This window comes from Mycobacterium sp. IDUB_24, from assembly GCF_055419385.1.
On the sequence record NZ_JBVAXO010000003.1, the window covers coordinates 37,768 to 57,477 of the forward strand.

The 19,710-nt window shown below is 66.7% G+C and carries 18 protein-coding genes and 1 tRNA gene; 8 read left to right on the forward strand and 11 right to left on the reverse strand.

Translation table 11 applies throughout. The features are described from left to right. The first annotated feature begins 3 nt into the window (after positions 1-3). Positions 4-447 (forward strand): hypothetical protein, encoded by a 444-nt coding sequence (locus ACZYZF_RS12680; RefSeq protein ID WP_463835906.1) that lies wholly within the window; start codon positions 4-6, stop codon positions 445-447. 1 nt (position 448) lies between these two features. On the opposite strand, the gene ACZYZF_RS12685 is transcribed toward ACZYZF_RS12680, so the two are convergent. The 3 genes from ACZYZF_RS12685 to ACZYZF_RS12695 all read right to left on the reverse strand — a co-directional run bounded on the left by ACZYZF_RS12685 (position 449) and on the right by ACZYZF_RS12695 (position 3,959). Beyond that, positions 449-1,663 (reverse strand): CHAT domain-containing protein, encoded by a 1,215-nt coding sequence (locus ACZYZF_RS12685; protein ID WP_463835907.1) that lies wholly within the window; start codon positions 1,661-1,663, stop codon positions 449-451. Further along, positions 1,645-3,393: an ATP-binding protein gene (locus ACZYZF_RS12690; protein ID WP_463835909.1), complete on the reverse strand. Its 1,749-nt coding sequence runs from the start codon at positions 3,391-3,393 to the stop codon at positions 1,645-1,647. Before ACZYZF_RS12690 ends, ACZYZF_RS12685 begins: the two co-directional genes overlap by 19 nt. Positions 3,394-3,464: 71 nt before the next feature. After that, on the reverse strand, positions 3,465-3,959 hold the full coding sequence (locus ACZYZF_RS12695; protein WP_463746929.1) for a lipoprotein LpqH: 495 nt from the start codon (positions 3,957-3,959) through the stop codon (positions 3,465-3,467). A gap of 186 nt (positions 3,960-4,145) precedes the next feature. Here ACZYZF_RS12695 and ACZYZF_RS12700 point away from each other — a divergent pair, with 186 nt between their 5' ends. The 3 genes from ACZYZF_RS12700 to ACZYZF_RS12710 are packed head-to-tail and all read left to right on the forward strand — an operon-like array spanning position 4,146 to position 6,181. Beyond that, on the forward strand, positions 4,146-4,439 hold the full coding sequence (locus tag ACZYZF_RS12700; RefSeq protein ID WP_463836164.1) for a hypothetical protein: 294 nt from the start codon (positions 4,146-4,148) through the stop codon (positions 4,437-4,439). A gap of 3 nt (positions 4,440-4,442) precedes the next feature. Beyond that, positions 4,443-5,615 carry a winged helix DNA-binding domain-containing protein gene (locus ACZYZF_RS12705; protein ID WP_463835910.1) on the forward strand — a complete coding sequence of 391 codons (1,173 nt, stop codon included), beginning with the start codon at positions 4,443-4,445 and terminating at the stop codon, positions 5,613-5,615. Next, the gene (locus tag ACZYZF_RS12710; RefSeq protein ID WP_463835911.1) at positions 5,612-6,181 is read left to right on the forward strand and encodes a hypothetical protein; all 570 of its coding nucleotides are present in this window, start codon (positions 5,612-5,614) and stop codon (positions 6,179-6,181) included. Before ACZYZF_RS12705 ends, ACZYZF_RS12710 begins: the two co-directional genes overlap by 4 nt. A 3-nt stretch (positions 6,182-6,184) precedes the next feature. Here ACZYZF_RS12710 and uvrA read toward each other — a convergent pair whose 3' ends face one another. Then, the gene (gene uvrA, locus ACZYZF_RS12715) at positions 6,185-9,079 is read right to left on the reverse strand and encodes an excinuclease ABC subunit UvrA (RefSeq protein ID WP_463746870.1); all 2,895 of its coding nucleotides are present in this window, start codon (positions 9,077-9,079) and stop codon (positions 6,185-6,187) included. 73 nt (positions 9,080-9,152) lie between these two features. On the opposite strand from uvrA, the gene ACZYZF_RS12720 reads away from it, so the two are divergent. Next, on the forward strand, positions 9,153-9,836 hold the full coding sequence (locus tag ACZYZF_RS12720; RefSeq protein ID WP_463835912.1) for an MBL fold metallo-hydrolase: 684 nt from the start codon (positions 9,153-9,155) through the stop codon (positions 9,834-9,836). A gap of 17 nt (positions 9,837-9,853) precedes the next feature. Here ACZYZF_RS12720 and ACZYZF_RS12725 read toward each other — a convergent pair whose 3' ends face one another. Continuing rightward, positions 9,854-10,297, reverse strand: coding sequence for a universal stress protein (locus ACZYZF_RS12725; protein WP_463746868.1), 444 nt, complete (start codon positions 10,295-10,297; stop codon positions 9,854-9,856). Between the two features lie 357 nt (positions 10,298-10,654). Between ACZYZF_RS12725 and ACZYZF_RS12730 the strand changes: the two genes are divergently transcribed. Then, positions 10,655-12,193, forward strand: a complete 1,539-nt coding sequence (locus tag ACZYZF_RS12730; RefSeq protein ID WP_463746867.1) for a glycosyltransferase family 39 protein — start codon at positions 10,655-10,657, stop codon at positions 12,191-12,193. Position 12,194: 1 nt separating this feature from the next. Here the strand turns inward: ACZYZF_RS12730 and ACZYZF_RS12735 are convergent, their stop codons facing one another. The 5 genes from ACZYZF_RS12735 to uvrB all read right to left on the reverse strand — a co-directional run bounded on the left by ACZYZF_RS12735 (position 12,195) and on the right by uvrB (position 17,782). After that, positions 12,195-13,043 (reverse strand): acyl-CoA thioesterase, encoded by an 849-nt coding sequence (locus tag ACZYZF_RS12735; RefSeq protein ID WP_463746927.1) that lies wholly within the window; start codon positions 13,041-13,043, stop codon positions 12,195-12,197. 96 nt (positions 13,044-13,139) lie between these two features. Beyond that, a tRNA-Cys gene (locus ACZYZF_RS12740) sits at positions 13,140-13,210 on the reverse strand. 61 nt (positions 13,211-13,271) lie between these two features. After that, positions 13,272-14,039: a DUF899 domain-containing protein gene (locus ACZYZF_RS12745; protein ID WP_463835914.1), complete on the reverse strand. Its 768-nt coding sequence runs from the start codon at positions 14,037-14,039 to the stop codon at positions 13,272-13,274. Positions 14,040-14,171: 132 nt separating this feature from the next. Continuing rightward, entirely contained in the window at positions 14,172-15,557 is a 1,386-nt protein-coding gene (locus ACZYZF_RS12750) for an MFS transporter (protein WP_463835916.1), read from the reverse strand. A gap of 44 nt (positions 15,558-15,601) precedes the next feature. Then, on the reverse strand, positions 15,602-17,782 hold the full coding sequence (gene uvrB, locus ACZYZF_RS12755) for an excinuclease ABC subunit UvrB (RefSeq protein WP_463746861.1): 2,181 nt from the start codon (positions 17,780-17,782) through the stop codon (positions 15,602-15,604). 67 nt (positions 17,783-17,849) lie between these two features. Between uvrB and ACZYZF_RS12760 the strand changes: the two genes are divergently transcribed. Further along, on the forward strand, positions 17,850-18,356 hold the full coding sequence (locus tag ACZYZF_RS12760; RefSeq protein ID WP_463746925.1) for a ribonuclease FAU-1 family protein: 507 nt from the start codon (positions 17,850-17,852) through the stop codon (positions 18,354-18,356). Between the two features lie 11 nt (positions 18,357-18,367). After that, on the forward strand, positions 18,368-18,940 hold the full coding sequence (locus ACZYZF_RS12765; protein ID WP_463835918.1) for a hypothetical protein: 573 nt from the start codon (positions 18,368-18,370) through the stop codon (positions 18,938-18,940). A 3-nt stretch (positions 18,941-18,943) separates the two neighbouring features. Here the strand turns inward: ACZYZF_RS12765 and ACZYZF_RS12770 are convergent, their stop codons facing one another. Continuing rightward, on the reverse strand, positions 18,944-19,678 hold the full coding sequence (locus ACZYZF_RS12770; RefSeq protein ID WP_463746859.1) for a FadR/GntR family transcriptional regulator: 735 nt from the start codon (positions 19,676-19,678) through the stop codon (positions 18,944-18,946). Positions 19,679-19,710: the final 32 nt, after the last annotated feature.

The window sequence follows — 19,710 nt, forward strand, 5'->3', positions numbered from 1 at the left end:
GACATGACCGACGTCGTGCTGCTCACCGTCCTGTGCCTGTTCTGCGCCGGCGCCGCGCTGACCGCCACTCGCCGGGCACGGTGCGTCTGCCGGGACGACGAGGCCGACGAGCGTCTCGTCACTCTCGGCGAATTGGTCGCCGAATTCGACCACATGCTGGTCCGCAAGGGGCTCATGACGCGGGTTCAGCTCGAGCTGATCCGCACCGGCACCCGGTCGCGCGGAATCATCACCGGAATGCGGGCCACCGGGACCATCCGCGAGGACTACCGCGAGGTCGAACTCGACCTCATGGTCAGTAGGCGCGGCGGCGGCCAGTTCCCGGTACGTCAGCGGGCGTTGATCCCGGCATCGGCGCTGGCAAAAGTCTCACCGGGCAACGTGATCGACGCGTACTACCGGCCGGGCAATGAACGCGTCGTGGCGGTCTGTGTGACCCCGGCCTGACTCAGCGGGCGCCGTCGACGCTGAACGTGGCCACCGCGGCCCAGTGCAGTGGGCTGGCCGTCAGGTCGCCGTCACGCCACCGGCGCATCATGGCCCGCTGCCAGCGGTTCACCGCCCGGCCCGCGTCATCGTCGCGATGTGCCAGATCCACCCCGACGATGGTGTCCGTCATCGGATCGGCCTCTGCGCCGGCCCGGCTGAATTGACGGAATCCGGCCGTGGTCGGCAACGACCACAGGGTCGCGGTCACCAGTTGCGCGCCACCCAGGATCATCGCCGCGACCAATCCGGCCGCCTCGTCGAACCGGTAGTCGCCACCGGAGGCGCACGCCAGCAACGCCACTCGGGGCGGGATGGGCAACTGCGCCGCGATCATCTCCCCCGCGGTCAGAGGCCGGCTCTCGGCCAGATGCAACGCCGCGCGGTCGGCGTGCCCGTCGGCTCCGTCAGCGGCGCTGGCGTGCCCGACGTAGAGCAGCCGGCTCGGGTCCTGTGCGCAGGCATCGGCCAACCACCCCCGGTCGGTATCGGTACGCCGGAACAGCTCGACGGCCGCGTCGACCTTCGGCAGCACGGGGTGGCCGGCCACCAGCTCACTGAAATGTTCCGACAACGGCGTCTGTGGTGACGGGCGGCCCAGCACCGAGCCCAGCGCCGAATCCGGTCGCTGTCCCGGAATGCGGGGATCCAATACCAGCACCGGTGGACAGTCGAGGCGTTCCGTCCAACGCGCGGCGCGGCGCGGCGCATGAACGATGTTGGGCGGCACCGCCATCAGTACATCCACCAGCTCCATCAGCCGGAAGCCCTCGGCACCCGGCATCGCGAGCTGGCCCCAGGGCACCCGGCCCAACCGCGGGCTCGGTGTCACGAAAAGCACCGGTCGGACGTCGGCGACGCAATCGGCCAGCAGTTGCCAGCCGTCGATCCCGATGAGGTGCGAACCGAGCAGGCGGGCCAGCTCGAGTTCGGTCTCCGGGGTGGCGAATGCGCCGGTGACCACGGCCCGTTCGACTGCCTCGGCAGGCGTTTCGGTACCGATCGGGTCCGGCAGCGCCGGATTGAGTACCGCCTCCACCGCCTCCATGTGCGGTTCCTCGATCACCCACGTGATCGAGCGTTGCGGCTGCCCCACCACGCGCAGGCTGACGTAGGTCGCGATGCCGACGTCGGCGAACCGGAGTACCAGAGTGTCGGTCACGGCCACGTCGTCCATTCCGCACCAGACGCGGTGACATCGCACCCATACCGCTGCAGCGCGAGCTCCCGGTAGTGGCTCAATATCGGACCCGAGCTCGGGTCGATCCGCAGCGGGGGCAGCGGGCCGAGCCGGGTCAGTGCGCCTTCACCGCCGACTGGTGCCGCGGCGGCCGCGACGGCGAGTTGCGGTGCGAGTTCGGCCTCGACCGGTACGGCCGCCGTGGCGGTCTCGGCCCATTCGGCGGCCGGGCCCGGCTCATCCGCTCGGTCCGTACTGAAAGTTCCTCGTGCGCTGTGGTATTCGATCAACTCACAGGTCAGCTCGGTATTGTCCGATTCCCAGGCCACCGCGAACGCTCCCGCCATCAAGGGAGCCGCAACGCTGTGGGCCCATCGGGCCCTGGCCCCCGCGTCGGTGATCGTGTATCGCACCGAATCAACGGCGAGCGCCGCGGGGACCTTCAGGTCGGCGGCGCGGTCGAGCTTGACCATCCCGCGGCGGTACCTGCGGCTACCCGGGCGGCAGTTGAACGTGCCGGACCCCGCGGCATGCCGAGCCTCGACCTGTTCCCAGCTCTGCCCCGGTTTGCCCAGACCGTCGAAGCCCATCCCCGCCAGCGCGTCGGCCCGCCAGATGTTGCCGAGGTGCGCATCCAGCCGCGCGTACTGCAACCAGGTGCGCCGGGGCGAGGCGTCCAGCAGGCCCCTGGCCTCGTCCACCATCGCGATTGCCTCGTCGAAGGCGCCGCGGAACAGAGCTATCCAGCTCCGTTGCAACAGAATTCGGTGAATATGCAGAGGCCGCTCGATTTCGCGCCAGTGCCGCTCGGCGTGCGCCCAGCATTCGTCGGCCTCCCGCAACCTGCCCAGACCCACCCGGATCAACCCGAAGTAGAGCCAGCTCCGGGATACGTCATGGGCGCGGGCATGCTCGGCGATCACCGGGTAGGCCTCGGTCACCAGGTCCTGGGTGTCGGAGTACTGACCGGCCGACCAGGCCGCGGCCCCCCGCTCCAGCTGAGCGCGGGCGGTGTCGAGCTTCCAGCCCCGGGCCTGCGCACGCGCTCCGGCCCGGCGCAACCATGGCTCGGCCTCGTCGAGACGGCCGGACTCGATGCAGAACCGACCGTAGCCGAGCGCTCCGGTGACGAAAAGGTGATCGGCCTCGGCATCCTCAGTGTCGGGCGCAGTGCGGTCCTCGAGGACGTCCAGCACCTCGGCCCACACCGGCACCGATGCGGCATACAGGTCGTCGTCGCACAGGCTGCTCGCGATCAGAATCCTGGTGTGGCAGATCAGGTTACGATGTTCGGACCGCAAATCGTCGAAGTCCCCGTCGATTTCGATCAGGGTCGCCAGATGCGCTGCGGCGCCGTCATGATCGCCGCGGGCGGCGGCCAGTCCGGCTTCGAGGAACTTCACCCTGCGCGTGTAGCGGCAGATCATGTGATCGATCTCGGAATCGGACATGGTGGCCTGCGCCGCGAGGTCGGGCCGTTGTCCCGACCGGATCGATTCGTAGATCGCCAGACAATCGCGGATGCGGGAAATGCTCTCCACCACACCCTCATACGCGGTGCGTACCAGGAATATCTCGCCGAGCTGTGCGAACACCTCGAACGCATAGTCGTCGCGGTCGGCCTGCTCGATCAGGGGCAGCAGCGAGACCAGGAGATCGCGGGCCGCAACCTCGTCGGCGGCCAGCGCCAGCTGACGGGCACGGTCGAGATCGCCGGCGATGGTCACCCCTGCACCCTATAAAAGGGGCGGGCGCACCCGGCAGGAGGTCCGCCAGGCACGCCCGCCATGTCGGGAGATCAGCTGCAGGACACCGTGATGGTGAACGGCTTGTTGATCATCCCGGCCATCGGGTTCTTCATGTCGGCACCCGACGCTTCACCGGTGATGGTGTAGGTGTCCCCGTCGACCTTGACCTCGGCCGAACCGACCTTGACGCCCATGGCCTCGCTGACCGCCAACGCGCTGCCGTCGTAGACCAGGCCCAGCGACTCGACCTTCGGCGCGGCCTCGTCGGTCATCACCACGCCCAGGCCCTGCTGGCCGCCGACGGCGGCGCTGGCCACGTTGATCTTGCCGCCCTGTTTCACACAGGTGACCGAGTTCAGGTCGAGGCCCGCCAGGTCCGAACCGTCGACCTTGACCTGGGTGTTGCTCCCGGAGCTGACCTTGGTGTCGGTCGCCGACGCGGCCGGCTTGTCCGCGGGTTTGTCGGCAGGCTTGTCGTTCGAGCAGCCCACCAGCACCGCACCGGTCGCGAGCAGTCCCATGGCGCCGGCGATAACTCGATTCATGGCCATTGCGTCTTCTCCTTCGTTTCACGTTGCCCCGATGGCTCCGTCGTGTCCCGAAGTCTTGGCGGGCCCAAGTGCTACCGATCCCAAGAAATGTCGGTTCCCGCAGGTAACGTGGGGTGCATGACGGACCCATCGCAGCCGGACCGATCCGAAGAATCCGCAGCAGCCGAGGAGCCCGCCACCATCGAGGGCGAGGTGGTTCCCCCGGCTCCGGCCACGGGTTCTGCGCCGCGGCCCGTCCCGGGACCGGTTTCCGGGCCGGCGGACCCGGGCTACACCTCAGCCGGGGTGCCGACCTTCGATGCGGTCCGCGAGAAGATCGAGACCCGCTACGGCACCGCGCTCGGAGCGTCCGAACTGGACGCCGAGACACCTGAGGGCCGGTCCATCGAGGAGCAGTACGAGAAGCGCCAGAAGGCGGCAGCCGAACGCTTGCGGCAGATCCGTGAGTCCATGGACAAGCAGGACGACGCCTGACCCGTGCGATCGTTCACACCCGCCGAGCGCCGGGCCCGGCTGGCCCGGCGCCATTTCTTGTGCCGACCGGGGTCCTCCATCGACGACACCACGCGCGCCTTCGTCGGCCTGCACGCGACTGACCCCTCGACCCCCTACCTGTCCCTGTTCGCCCGGCTGCCCGGCTTCACCATCGACGATCTGGACAAGGAGCTGTACCAGCGGCGCACCGTGCTCAAACACCTCGCGATGCGGCGCACACTGTGGATCGTGCGCGCCGAGGACCTGCCACTGGTCCAGGCCGGGGCCAGCGACCGGGTGGCCGGCAACGAGCACCGCAAACTCGTCGGCGATGTGGAGAAGGCCGGTGTGGCCGCCGACGGCGCCCAATGGCTGGACACGGCATGCCAGGCGGTCCTGGCCCACCTGCGCGAACATGGACCTACGCCCGCGGCCCAATTGCGCAGCGCTCTGCCCGAACTCGCCGGGAGTCACGACCCGGCGCCCGGAAAGCGCTGGGGTGGCGAAACACCGCTTTCTCCAAGGGTTTTGACAGTGCTCGGCGTGCGGGGTGACATAGTGCGCGGCCCCAACGACAGTGGCTGGAACAACTCACGGCCGCGCTGGACGGTCACCTCCGACTGGCTCGGGGCACCGGTGCCGACCGCCGACCCGGACCATGCGCGCACCGAGCTCGTGCGGACCTGGCTACGGACGTTCGGCCCGGCCACCGTCGCCGACATCAAATGGTGGTTCGGCAACACCCTGACCTGGGCCCGCCACGCCTTGCGGGATACCGGCGCCGTCGAAGTGGACTTAGAAGGCGCGCCCGGTGCCGTGGGTTATGTACTGCCCGACGACCTCGACATCGAGCCGGATGCCGAGCCCTGGGCGGCCCTGCTCCCGGGACTGGACGTCACCACGATGGGGTGGTTCGACCGCGACTGGTACCTCGGCGCTCACCGCAGCCAGGTCTTCGACACCAACGGCAACGGCGGGCCCACGGCCTGGTGGAACGGCCGAATCGTCGGCGGCTGGAGTCAGGACGCTGACGGCCGCGTCCAAGTCCATCTTCTGGAAGAGATCGGGCGCGACGGCACTCGCGCATTGCAACAGCGCGCCGATGCGCTGACCGAATGGCTGGCCGGCGCCCGCGCCAATCCCCGGTTCCCCTCACCACTGACCAAGCGCTCATGATGCGATTCGCGAGTTGGGGGCTGGTGGCCATGACCGGATGCGCCGTCATCAGCCTTGTCTACGGGTCGAGTTTTCCCGGCGAACCATCGGACATCTTCTATTTCGCGGCATTGACTCTGGTTCCGCTGTTCGTCATCTCGTGCGCCTTGGGCATCGCACTGCGACGCAAGACCGGACGGTGCGACCGGGCGCTGATACTGGCGAGTCCGGCGTTGGTAATCGCAGGCATCGTGCTGGTCTGCACAAACGTCCCACTGCAACTGCATTGGCGAATGGCGCAGCCGTCATTCGATCGCGCTCTACTGGCCTTCGATGCGGACGCCAACTTCGGCAAACATCCCGGCCATATCGCCGGCTACCCCATCGAGTACATCGCGCGCCCGGCCGACAACTTCGTCGACTTCACCTATCGCGACGGCCAGAACGGCTGGAACGGCTTCGCTTACAGCGCCGACGGCAGCGCACCGCAGACCCAACACAAGTCAGCCGGCGATTACGTCATCGGCTGGGCGAAACGCCTTGGCCCGCACTGGTTCGCGTTCCAGAGCTACCACACCGTGCACTGACCGTCAGGCGCTGACCTTGCGCCGCTTGGTTTTCGGCGCGGGTACATCGATCAACTCGGCAAGGAACTGCCCGGTATAGCTGTCGGGGTTGGCCGCCACGGCCTCGGGCGTACCCTGCGCGACAACCGTGCCGCCCCCGGCGCCGCCCTCGGGCCCCATGTCCACGATCCAGTCCGAGGTCTTGATCACGTCGAGGTTGTGCTCGATGACGATCACCGTATTACCCTTGTCGACAAGGCCGTTGATCACCTTGAGCAGCTTGCGGATGTCCTCGAAGTGCAGACCGGTGGTCGGCTCGTCGAGGATATAGACGGTGCGCCCGGTGGACCGCTTCTGCAATTCCGCCGCGAGCTTGACGCGTTGCGCCTCGCCGCCGGACAACGTCGGTGCCGGTTGCCCCAGGCGCACGTAACCCAGGCCGACGTCGACGAGGGTCTTGAGGTAGCGGTGGATCGAACTGATCGGCTCGAAGAACTCGGTGGCATCCTCGATCGACATGTCCAGCACCTCGGCGATGGTCTTGCCCTTGTAATGCACCTCGAGGGTTTCCCGGTTGTACCGGGCGCCCTGACATACTTCGCACGGCACATACACATCGGGCAGGAAGTTCATCTCGATCTTGATGGTGCCGTCACCCGAGCAGGCCTCACAGCGGCCGCCCTTGACGTTGAACGAGAACCGCCCGGGCTGATAGCCGCGGACCTTGGCCTCGGTGGTGGCGGCGAACAGCGACCGGATCTTGTCGAACACCCCGGTGTAAGTGGCCGCATTGGACCGCGGCGTGCGGCCGATAGGTGACTGGTCGACGCGGACCAGCTTGTCGAGTTGATCAAGGCCGTTGACTCTGGTGTGCCTGCCGGGCACCTGCCGGGCACCGTTGAGCTTGTTGGCCATCACCGAGGCCAGGATGTCGTTGACCAGGGTCGACTTGCCCGAGCCGGAGACTCCGGTCACCGACGTGAGCACGCCGAGCGGGAAGGCGACGTCGATCTCCCTGAGATTGTTCTCCCGGGCCCCGACGACCGTGACCTGACGACGCTTGTCGGTGGGCCGGCGGATGGCCGGGACCTCGATGCTCTCTTTGCCGGAAAGATAAGCGCCGGTAAGGGATTCGGGGTTGGTCAACAGGTCCGCATACGTTCCGCTGTGCACGATCCGGCCACCGTGCTCACCCGCGGCCGGGCCGATGTCGACCACCCAGTCGGCGTGCGCGATGGTGTCCAGATCGTGTTCGACGACGATGAGGGTATTGCCCAGCTCACGCAACCGGACCAGGGTGTCGATCAGCCTGCGATTGTCACGCTGGTGCAGGCCGATGGACGGCTCGTCGAGCACGTAGAGCACACCCACCAGCCCGGAGCCGATCTGGGTGGCCAGCCGGATACGTTGCGCCTCACCACCGGACAGCGTGGCGGCAGCCCGCGACAGCGACAGGTAGTCCAGGCCGACGTCGAGCAGGAACCCGAGCCGCGACTGGATCTCCTTCAGCACCTGCCCGGCGATGGCCTGCTCGCGATGCCCGAGCGTCAGTGCGTTGAGGAATTCGGCGCAGTCCGCGATCGACAGCTCGGCCACCTCGGCGATGGACTTCGCGCCGAACTCCCCCGCGGCCATCGTCACCGCGAGAATCTCGGGCTTGAGCCGCGTGCCGTTGCACTCGGGGCACGGGATGTCACGCATGAAGCCCTCGTAGCGTTCCTTCATCTGCTCCGAGTCGGTCTGCTCCATGCGCCGCGCCAGGAAGGCCATCACGCCTTCGAAGTCCGCATAGTAGGACCGGGTGCGGCCGTAGCGGTTCTTGTATCGGACGTGGACCTGGTGATCAGACCCTTCGAGAATGGCCTTGCGCGCCTTGGCGGGAAGCTTCTTCCACGGGGTGTCGACGTCGAACCCGAGTTGATCGCCCAATCCGGACAGCATCCGGGTGAAGTACTCGGCACTCTGCCCCACGGCCCACGGCGCGATGGCGCCGCCGGCCAGCGTCAGGTCCGGATCGGGGACGACCAGTTCGGGGTCGACCTCTTTGCGGATTCCCAGGCCCGTGCATTCCGGGCAGGCGCCGTAGGGAGAGTTGAACGAGAACGACCGGGGTTCCAGATCGTCGACGGCCAGCGGGTGGCCGTTGGGGCACGCCAGTTTCTCGGAGAACCGTTGTTCGCGATGCGGATGGTCGTCCTCACGGTCGACGAACTCGAGCACCACGATGCCGTCGGCCAGGTTCAGCGCGGTCTCCACCGAATCGGTGAGCCGCTGCTTGGAGCTGGCCTTGACCGTCAACCGGTCGATGACCACCTCGATGTCGTGCTTTTCCTGCTTCTTGAGCTTGGGCGGATCGGTCAGCGGATGCACCACGCCGTCCACCCGCACCCGGCTGTAACCCTGAGTGTTGAGCTTCTCGAACAGGTCGACGAACTCACCCTTGCGGGTGCGTACCACCGGGGCCAGCACCTGGAACCGCAGGCCCTCGTCCATGGCCAGCACCTGATCCACGATCTGCTGTGGGGTCTGACGGGCGATGCGCTCACCACACACCGGGCAGTGCGGGGTGCCCGCGCGGGCGTACAGCAGACGCAGATAGTCGTAGACCTCGGTGATGGTGCCCACGGTCGAGCGAGGGTTGCGGTTGGTCGACTTCTGATCGATCGACACCGCAGGCGACAGGCCCTCGATGAAGTCGACATCCGGCTTGTCCATCTGTCCGAGGAACTGCCGGGCGTATGCCGACAGGGACTCGACGTAGCGGCGCTGCCCCTCGGCGAAGATGGTGTCGAAGGCCAGCGAGGACTTGCCGGACCCGGACAGGCCGGTGAACACGATCAGCGCATCGCGCGGCAGATCGAGGTCGACTCCTCGCAGATTGTGCTCGCGGGCACCCTTGACAATAAGGCGGTCAGCCACGCGTTTCCTTTCCCACGACAGACTTCACGCCCATGCTATGTGCGCCCACCGACAAGCCGGATACGGTGGCGCTATGACCAGCCCTCACATCGCGGTTGACGACACCTACACCGGACACCAGGAGCCCGGCACCGCCGCCCGGCGCGCCCTGCCGAACGCCTCGATCATCAAGGTGTCGGTGGGCCCGATGGACAACAACGCCTACCTCGTGACCTGCAATTCCACCGGTGACACACTGCTGATCGACGCCGCAAACGACGCCGATGTGCTGCTCGACGTGATCAAACAGCAGACACCCAAGCTGTCCCTGATCGTCACCAGCCACCAGCATTTCGACCACTGGCAGGCGCTGGAAGCTGTGGCAGAGGTCACCGGAGCGCCGACGGCCGCACACTCCCTGGACGCCGAGCCACTGCCCGTGACGCCCGATCGGATCCTGGCCGACGGCGACACCATCACGATCGGCGACCTCACGTTCGACGTGATCCATCTACAGGGTCACACCGAGGGGTCGGTTGCGCTGGCCCTCAAGTCACCGGACGGCGTGACCCACCTGTTCACCGGCGACTGCCTGTTTCCGGGCGGGGTCGGTAAGACCTGGCAGCCCGGTGACTTCGAGCGGCTACTGGGTGATGTGAGCGCCAAGGTGTTCGACGTCTACGACGACCGCACAGTGGTGTACCCCGGCCACGGAGACGACACCACGCTCGGCGCCGAACGTCCCCATCTCGGGGAGTGGCGCGAGCGCGGTTGGTAGTCGTCTGCCGGTGCGGCTCAGCTGGTGTGGACGATGAGCACGTCGGTCTTGGACCGGCGTGCCACGTTCGCCGGCACCGAGCCCAGCAGACGGCCGGCGATCGTGCTCAAGCCGACGTTGCCGACCACCAGCAGATCCGCCTGGACGTCCTCGGCGAGCTCGACGAGCGCATCGACCGGAGCGCCGACAACCGGCCGCTCCTCGATGTCGGTGGCGCCGGCGGATTTCGCACGATCGGTCGCCTCGCGGAGGATGGCGTAGATCGGTGCATTGCCCGCCATCTTGTAGCCCTCGTCCTTGAGCACATCAGCGGCACGCTGATCTTCGCTCTGGGGGAAGTAGGCGGTCGCCACGATCAGCTTGGCATTCGAGCCGGCGGCAATCTGACCGGCGCGGTCGACTGCACGCAATGACGAATCAGATCCGTCCGTGCCGACCACCACGGTTCGATACGCGCTCATCAATACCCTCCCACTGTCAGTTGCAACGCCACCCGAGACAGTAACCCGTCGTCCGCTGACCAGGGGGGCGAATCACGACACCCACACGGACAGCCGACAACTGAACCCATATTTCGGTCCCGGAACGGCGAATCGGCCCTGATGTTAACCCTCGGAACCACAATTTCGGTGCCGACCGTGACGTAGTCGACGCGGATCGAATCGGGGTTGCCGCCAGGACGATTCACCACCGTAGTGATCCAGCTCATCTATCGGTGCGCCGCTCGACACGGTGGGCAATAGCACTGTCGGAGAGAGCGAGTCGGGTGCCCCAGGCTAATCTTTGGCATCGGTTGAGGGGGTGACACGGTCGCTGACGTGGATCTATCGCTGAATGAGCGTGCCGACGGCGCGGGCAGGCGCGTCGATCGAGACATCCGATTCGACGCTCTGGCGGTGGCCGCGTTCGCCATTGTGCTGAGCGCAGCAGGGGCTGCCCGGCCCTCACTGTGGTTCGACGAGGCCGCCACCATATCGGCGGCAACCCGATCGGTTTCCCAGCTCTGGGACCTGATCGGCCACATCGACGCCGTGCACGGCCTGTACTACCTCGGCATGCACGGCTGGTTCACCGTTTTCCCGGCAACAGAGTTCTGGTCCCGGTTCTCCAGCTGTCTCGCCGTCGGCGGCGCGGCGGGCGGAGTGGTCGTTCTAGGCCGGCAGCTCGGCAGTCGGACGGTATCGGTCTGTGCGGGAGTTATTTTCGCGATATTGCCCAGAGTCACGTGGGCCGGCATCGAGGCTCGGTCCTATTCGTGGTCGACGCTGGCGGCGGTGTGGCTGACGGTTCTGCTCATCTTCGCGCTCCGGCGCGATCGTACCGCGTTGTGGGTGTCATACGGTGCGCTACTGGCGATTTCGGCCGTGCTGAACATCTTCGTGGTTCTGATGGTGATCCCACATGCCGTGGCCGTCATGATGCTCTGCGACCGCCGTCGCAACAGAGCCGGCTGGGCTGTGGCCACCGCGGCCGCCGTCCTGATGGTGGTTCCCTTCATCTCGTGGTGCCGTTCGCAGAGCTTCCAGGTCGGCTGGATCTCACCATTGGGCCTACATACGGTCGGCGAAGTCCTCATGGAGCAGTACTTCGACCACAGCCTGGCCTTCGCGCTACTGGCGGCGGCCGTGCTCAGTGCACCCTTGTTGGTGAGACGGCTACGGCCCACCGATGCCGGCGCCCGGCAGCTCGTGCTTGTCGCCGCGATGTGGGTGCTCGCACCGACAGCGGTGCTTCTGGTGTATTCGGCTGTTTCCCAACCGCTTTACTACCCGCGTTACCTCTGTTTCACCGCACCGGCAATGGCACTGCTGCTGGCAATCTGTGTGGTCGCGGTGGCCCGCAGCCGGGAATGGATCACTGCCGTATTGGCGGTGTTCGCCCTGACCGCGACACCGAACTACATCACGGTGCAACGCGGCCCTTACGCCAAGGAAGGCATGGATTTCAGCCAGGTCGCAGACGTCATCTCGGCACACTCATCCCCCGGCGACTGCCTGATCTTGGACAACACGACCTCATGGAAGCCGGGCCCCATCCGCCCCCTCACCGCCGCCCGGCCGGCCGCGTACGCCGACCTCGTCGACCCCGGTCGCGGTACCCCGGCCTGGAAACGAAATCGGTTGTGGGATGCGCACCTCGGGATCTGGGGCGTCGCAAACGAGGTGCGCCGGTGCACGGTCTTGTGGACCGTGTCCGAACGCGACCCTTCGGTGCCCATCCGACAGAGCGGACCGAAGCTTCAACCGGGGGCGCGGTTGGACCGCGCTCCGGCCTATCAGGTGCCCGAAAGCATGGGTTTCCACATCGTCGAACGCTGGCAGTTCAACTTCGCCCAGGTGGTCAAATCCATCCGGTGAGTCAATCGCGTCTGGCCCGGCCGAAGTACATCTCCTGCGTTGTCGAACACACCAGTTGCCCCGCCCGGTTGTACAGCGTGGCGCTGCCCAGCCCGCGCCCGTTGATGCCGCTGGGTGAAACCTGGTCGGCCAGTACCCAATCCGTCAGATCGGCCGGACGGTGGAACCAGATGGCCAGGTCGATCAGCGCCGAGAAGACCGTCACCTGAGTCGCACGCCGCATCGTCACCGTGGCATCAAGCAACGCCGTACCCGAAAAGTACGTCAGCAGACAGCTGTTGACGATCGGATCATCGGTGACCGGTGCGGCAGGACGCCACCACATCCGGGTGCGCTCCGGTGGTTCCGGCAGATCGATCGCCAGCCGCGGCGGCGCGTCGATGTAACGCCGCTCGATCCACTGCGGACGCACCCAGTACCCTCCGGCCTCATCGGCGAACGCCTGCAACTGCTCCTCCACCGGGGGCAGGGTCTCGGGATCTGGCACCTCCGGCGCGGATTGCTGGTAGTCCGCGGCGTCCATGTCCACGCTGAACGAGACGAGCGCTTCCAGCAACACCTCATCGCCTTGGCGCCCGATGACCCGGCGGGTGGACAGCGATCCGCCGTCGCGCAGGTTGTTCACCTCCATCTGCACCGGATGCCGGGCATCCCCGGCCCGCAGCAGATACACGTGCAGGCTGTGCGGCAATCGGCCCGGAACCGTCCGACTGGCTGCCATGAGCGCCTGGGCGGCGATATGCCCACCCACGATGTGATGGGAGGGGTTGTCCCGCTGTTCGGCGACGAACATGCCGTCACCCGACTCGACCAGGTCGAGCGTGGACAGGACATCGGCAAGGGGCAGCATGGGCACCGCAGCATTATTCGATGCGGCGTGTTGCTGTTTGCAGTGGGGTGCCGAGAGGGCCCCTGCAGATTTCTCCACAGGGGCCTCCGACGCTCGAGCGAGTGACGGGATTCGAACCCGTGTAAACGGCTTTGCAGGCCGGTGCCTGACCACTCAGCCACACCCGCGTCGATTGGTTACTGTGCCAGCCGCGCAGGTAGCCGCCCATAGTTTCGATCTCAATGATCCCTAACTGTCGGCGTCCCCCACCGGCCTGCCGACCACGGCCCCGCCCTGGGGCCACCCGGCCGGCGAGTCCTCCCACGGTTCCTGCCGTCCGTACGGGGTGAGGTCGAGGAACGGGTAGCCCACTGCGCTGTGGTCGAGTCCGCGCGCGAAGGCGGAGTAGGTGTGGAAGACCTCGTCGTCGCGGCGTAGGAAGACACTGGCGCCCGGCCAGTCGCCCCGGAGGTCTTCGTCGGCGAAGCCGGCATCGTGGAGCTCGTTGACGGACTTGTAGTTGTATTCGATCGGCGCCCGGGCCGGGTCGAGCGTCACATGGAAGTCGTAGGTGAAGTCGCCATCGCGCGACGAGTACCACGGGAACGTCCAGCCGTGCGCGTCCCGGTACGCCGCGATGCTGGCATACGGTGCCCGGGAAACACAGGCGAACGTGACATCCTTGCCGTGCAACAGTTCTCGGTCCTGTGCGGTGAAGGTGAGATCAGCCGCGGCGGTGCAACTGGGACACCCCGCATCGATCGCGTCGATCCACATGAAGTGGTGGATGTAGAGCTGGCTGCGCCCCTCGAACATGTCGACGAGGCGCACGGCACCGTCCGGCCCCTCGAACGCGTAGTCCTTCTCCACCTTGACCATCGGCAGCCGGCGCCGTTGAGCGTTGACCGCGTCGCGCAGGTGCGTCACCTCGCGCTCGGCGGCCAGCAGTTTCTTGCGCGCCTGGCGCCACTCGTCCCGGGTGACGACATCTGGGTAGGCATTGGGTGTCAGCGGCATCGAATCACTCCTCGTATCGGTCGTATACGAGTGAGACTCGTGGCGCCGGAGGAACTCATCGCGCGCGAGGGTGCGGAAAATGTTGGTACTGGGCCGCGTGTCGGCGAACAGACGCGCACGCTCGCGCTGCGACTAGCGCCGACCGGACCGGAACGAGGCGAAAGCCCCGAGCACGGCCAGCACCGCGAACCCGGCGAACAGCCACCGCGCTGCGGCCGCGTCCGCCGTATCGCTGAGGTTGACGACGACTCCGGCCAGCCCAGCACCGAACGCGCCGCAGATGAGCTGCACGGTGTTGATCGCCGCCGCCGCGGCGGGGCCTTCGACCGGATCGTCGACGCTGCCCATCGCCCATGCGGACAGGTGGGGCCAGGCGATACCGATACCGGCACCGGTGACCACGAGCGCCACTGCCCACACCACCACCAACCACGGCGACATCCCGTCCCGGATCAACAACGCACCGCCCGCCAATCCGACCGCCATCACGATGGGCGCGAACGCCACGGTGCGTGTGATCGTCCGCCGGTTCTGCAGCGATGCACTGACGATCTCCCCCGCGGTCCAGCCCACCGACAACACCGCGCCGAAGAACCCCGCCACCACGGGCGTCAGGTGTCCCAACCGTTGACCGAACAGCGGCACGTACATGTCGACCATGGTCGCCGCCATCAGCACCCCGAGACTCAGGTAGATCCACTTGAGTGGGCCCGGCCCGAATGTGCTGGGCGGCAACACCGATGCCCGGGCGCGGCGGTCCACGAACAGGAACCCGGCCACGAGTGCCAGCCCGAGAACCAGCAGAGCTGCCGTGGGCCGCCAATCGTGTGGAATCCCCGCCACACTGACCGCCATGGCCGCAGCGCCCAGCAGTGCCAGCGACCGCACGGGAATTCCCGGCGCCGGGGCCGCGGCCGCGCCACGGGCCGGCAGCGCGACGGGCACGAGTGCCGCCATCGCAACCGCCAGGATCACCAACACCCCGAAAGCCCACCGCCAGTGCCCGAACTGTGCGAACAGCCCGCCCGCCGCCGGTCCGATCAGGGTGCCGACACCCCACATCGCCGACACCAGTGCAGATGCCTTGGTCCACAACGTATTCGGGAGCGCGGTATTGATGACCGCATAACCCAGGCCGGCCAGTAATCCGCCGGCGAACCCCTGCACCGTGCGCCCGACGAGCAGCACCTCCATGCTCGGGGCCAGCGCGCAACCCAGGCTTCCGGCACCGAACACCGTGAGCCCCAACAGATATGCCTGCCGTGGACCGAGCCGCATCAGCAGCGAGTGGACGGTGGTGGCGGCGATCACCGAGGCGACCAGGTACACCGTCGTCACCCAGGCGTAGAACCGCTGCCCACCGATCTCGGCCACCGCACTGGGCAGCAGGCTGATCGTCAGGAACTCGTTGGTGGCGTACAGCAGCACGCCGCCGGCCAACACGGTGGACGCCCCCAGATACCGGGTGCCCAACAATTGCCGCCAGTTCCCGGTATCGGGCGTCACGGTATCGGTCACACCGATGACGCTAGAAGCTGAACCGCCGTTGAGGTCAACTCCGGTTATTTCAGGCCGGCCGCGTCCATTCCACGCAGCTCCTTCTTCAGGTCCTGGATCTCGTCCCGGATGCGCGCCGCCAACTCGAATTGCAGATCGCGGGCAGCCGTCATCATCTGCTCGGTCAGATCCTTGATCAGATCGGCCAACTCGGCACGCGGCATGTTGGTGGTGTCGCGGCCTTCCACGATCCCGGCGCTGACCGAACGTCCCGGCTCGCCCTGGGCGCGCCGGCCACGCGAGGCATTGCGCCCCGAACCGCCAATCGGGACGGACTCGGCGGCTTCAGTATCGTCAGCCTCGCGGTACACCTGGTCGAGGATGTCGGCGATCTTCTTGCGCAGTGGCTGCGGGTCGATCCCGTTGGCCTCGTTGTAGGCGACCTGCTTGGCACGACGGCGCTCGGTCTCGTCGATCGCGTCGCGCATCGAATCGGTGATCTTGTCCGCGTACATGTGCACTTCGCCGGACACATTGCGCGCCGCGCGGCCGATGGTCTGGATCAGGCTGCGGGTGGAGCGCAGGAAGCCCTCCTTGTCGGCGTCCAGGATCGCGACCAGCGACACCTCGGGAAGGTCCAGACCCTCGCGCAACAGGTTGATGCCCACCAGCACGTCGTACTCCCCCAGCCGAAGCTGGCGCAGCAGCTCGACGCGCCGCAACGTGTCGACCTCCGAGTGCAGATACCGGACCTTGATGCCGAGCTCCAGCAGATAGTCGGTGAGATCCTCGGCCATCTTCTTCGTCAGCGTGGTGACCAGCACCCGCTCGTCGCGCTCGGTGCGCGTACGGATCTCCCCGATCAGATCGTCGATCTGCCCCTTCGTCGGCTTCACCACCACCTGCGGATCGACCAGCCCGGTCGGGCGGATCACCTGCTCGACGAACTCGCCGCCGGCCTGACTGATCTCATAGGCACCCGGCGTCGCCGACAGGTACACCGTCTGCCCGATCCGGTCGGCGAATTCCTCCCAGGTCAGCGGCCGGTTGTCGACCGCAGAGGGCAGCCGGAAGCCGAAATCGACCAGGTTGCGCTTGCGCGACATGTCGCCCTCGTACATGCCGCCGATCTGCGGCACGGTGACGTGGGATTCGTCGATCACCAGAAGGAAATCTTCCGGGAAGTAGTCGATCAGTGTCGCGGGCGCGGTACCGGGACCGCGGCCGTCGATGTGGCGCGAGTAGTTCTCGATGCCCGAGCAGAACCCGACCTGCTTCATCATCTCGACGTCGTAATTGGTCCGCATCCGCAATCGCTGCGCCTCCAGCAGCTTGCCCTGGCCCTCCAGCTCGGCAAGCCGCGCCTCGAGTTCGGTTTCGATGCTCGAGATGGCGTGCGCCATGCGCTCGGGACCGGCCACATAATGGGTGGCCGGGAAGATCCGCACCGAGTCGACCTGGCGCACCACGTCACCGGTCAACGGATGCAAGTAGTACAGCGCCTCCACCTCGTCGCCGAAGAACTCGATGCGAATGGCCAGCTCTTCATAGGACGGGATGATCTCCACCGTGTCGCCGCGCACCCGGAACGAACCGCGGGTGAACGCCATGTCGTTGCGGTTGTACTGGACGTCGACCAGCAACCGCAGCAGCCCGTCACGCGGCACTTCCTGGCCGACCTCCAGCTCGACCGAGCGGTCAAGATAGGACTGCGGCGTGCCCAGACCGTAGATGCAGGAGACCGACGCCACCACCACCACATCGCGCCGGGACAGCAGACTCGAGGTCGCCGAATGCCGCAACCGCTCGACATCGTCGTTGATCGAGCTGTCCTTCTCGATGTACGTATCGGTCTGCGCGATGTAGGCCTCGGGCTGGTAATAGTCGTAATACGAGACGAAGTACTCGACGGCGTTGTGCGGCAACATCTCCCGCAGCTCATTGGCGAGCTGGGCGGCCAGCGTCTTGTTCGGCGCCATCACCAGGGTGGGCCGCTGCAACCGCTCGATCAGCCACGCCGTGGTGGCCGACTTTCCGGTACCGGTCGCGCCGAGCAGCACGACATCACGTTCGCCGGCCTTGATCCGACGTTCGAGCTCCTCGATGGCGGCCGGCTGATCACCGGCGGGCTCATACTCGCTGACCACCTCGAACTTGGCGCCGGCCCGGACGAGGCCTTCTACGGCATCGACGGCAGATCGGTACTCCGAATGCGCAAGCACAGGATGTTCGGTCGCGAAGGCCATGCTCACCAGCGTAGAACGGTGCACCGACAACTTCCGCCCGCGTTCGCTCCCCGCGTAGGCTGAGCCCATCCACGCACCCAAGCACGAGACATTTGACCTGGTGGCCCGCACGAACACCGATCCAAAGGGCATCGTGCGGGCCGTCGACGTCTACACCGTCGAGCCCTGGGGGCTGTACATGGCGCGACCGACACCCGGCCGGGCCCAGTTCCATTACCTGGAATCGTGGTTGCTGCCTGCGCTCGGACTGCGGGCCAGCGTGTTCCATTTCAGCCCCGGACACGAACGTGACCAGGACTTCTACCTCGACATCGGCAGCTATACCGCCGGCCCGACGGCCTGGTATGCCGAGGACCACTACCTGGACCTGGTGATCCGCACCGGCCGCGGCGTCGAATTGTGCGACGTCGACGAGCTGCTCACCGCGGTCCGCCACGGGCTGCTGAGTCCGGAGGTCGGCGAGCAGGCGGTGCAAACCGCGGCCACCGCGATCGAGGGCCTGGCGAGCTGCGGATACCACCTGGATCAGTGGCTGTCCGGCAACGGAATGGCCCTCACGTGGCGGGAAGCGTAAGGTCGGGATTCATGAGCTCAGCTAAGTACGCCTGGGGAGCCCTCCCCGCGCTGGCCGGACTGCTCACCGGCGCGCTGTTGATTCCCGCTGTGGCACAGGCCGATCCGGAGGCGCCGCCTCAGGTGGAACCGCTGCCCGGCCAGCAGCTGCACAACGTCACTTACCGCGCCCGGATCGACGGCGTGTCACGCAACGCGACCATCGCCTACAAGATCGACGACGACAACGTCAACACCGCCGACCCGTCGATGCTGCCGGGTCGGATCTTCGAAGCGACCGGTGTGGTGACCAATCCGGAGACCGCAGGAATGGCCGTCCGCATCGACTGGCCGTACTCGGCGAATCTGCACTGCGAGATCCTCGTGGACGACCAGGTCATCGCCCAGGCCGACACCTTCGTCGGCCCGCGATTGACCCGACCCAAGGATGACCCGAGCTACGGCAGCCTGCCCTGTGGCGCCCCGCTGAGCACCCCGATGCCGGGCACCGCCGTCGACACCACGCCGGTGGGCACCGATACCGCGCTCCCGCCACCGGTCGACCCCTCAGCACCGCCCGTCGAACCTGAGCCACCGGCCGCGTAGCCTTCAGCGCTTCAGCCAGGACTCGACCGTGTGCCGCGTGTCGTTGATGTGGGCCGCCATCAGCGCGGCAGCCAGCTCCGGATCACGGTTCGCGATCGCTTCGAGGATCGACTCGTGGTAGTCGTTGGCGTTGGGCTCCAGGCGTCCGAAGATCGCACCGACCGGTAGCCACATCCTCCGGCGGGCGTCGGCCACTGACTCCAGCAACCGATCGTTCTGCGTAGCCTGGGCGATGCCGAGGTGAAATGCGGAGTCGAGGGTCTGGAAATCCGTGGTGTGCTGAGCTGACTGGTCGTTCATCCCGGTCTGCAGCGCGGCTTCCATACCTTTGAGCAGCTTGCGCAGTTCTCTCACATCGCTGACCCGGCGTCGCTCGGCCGCCAGCCGGGTGGCCCCCGTCTCGACGATGACGCGGTAGTCGAAGGCATCGCGGATCGCGCGCTTGTTGTGGCGCAACTCCCGGCGCATCTGAGCCGGGTCGTACCGTGGCGCCTGGACGGTGAACCCGCCACCGCGGCCGCGCCGCACGGTGATCAGCCCCTGCTTTTCGAGGACGGCCACCGCGGCACGCACCGTGGTGCGAGAGACGTCGAGCATGTCGGAGAGCTCGCGTTCGGTGGGCAGCCGGTCACCTGGTCGGAACTGGCCGAGCTCCAGGGCTCGCCGCATCTGGTCGACGACCAGCTCATGGGCGGCGATCTGGCGGACCGGAACCAAGGCCGGCTTCAACGTTGACATGTTCGTCCCCCCTTTGGACGCCCCAAACGCTA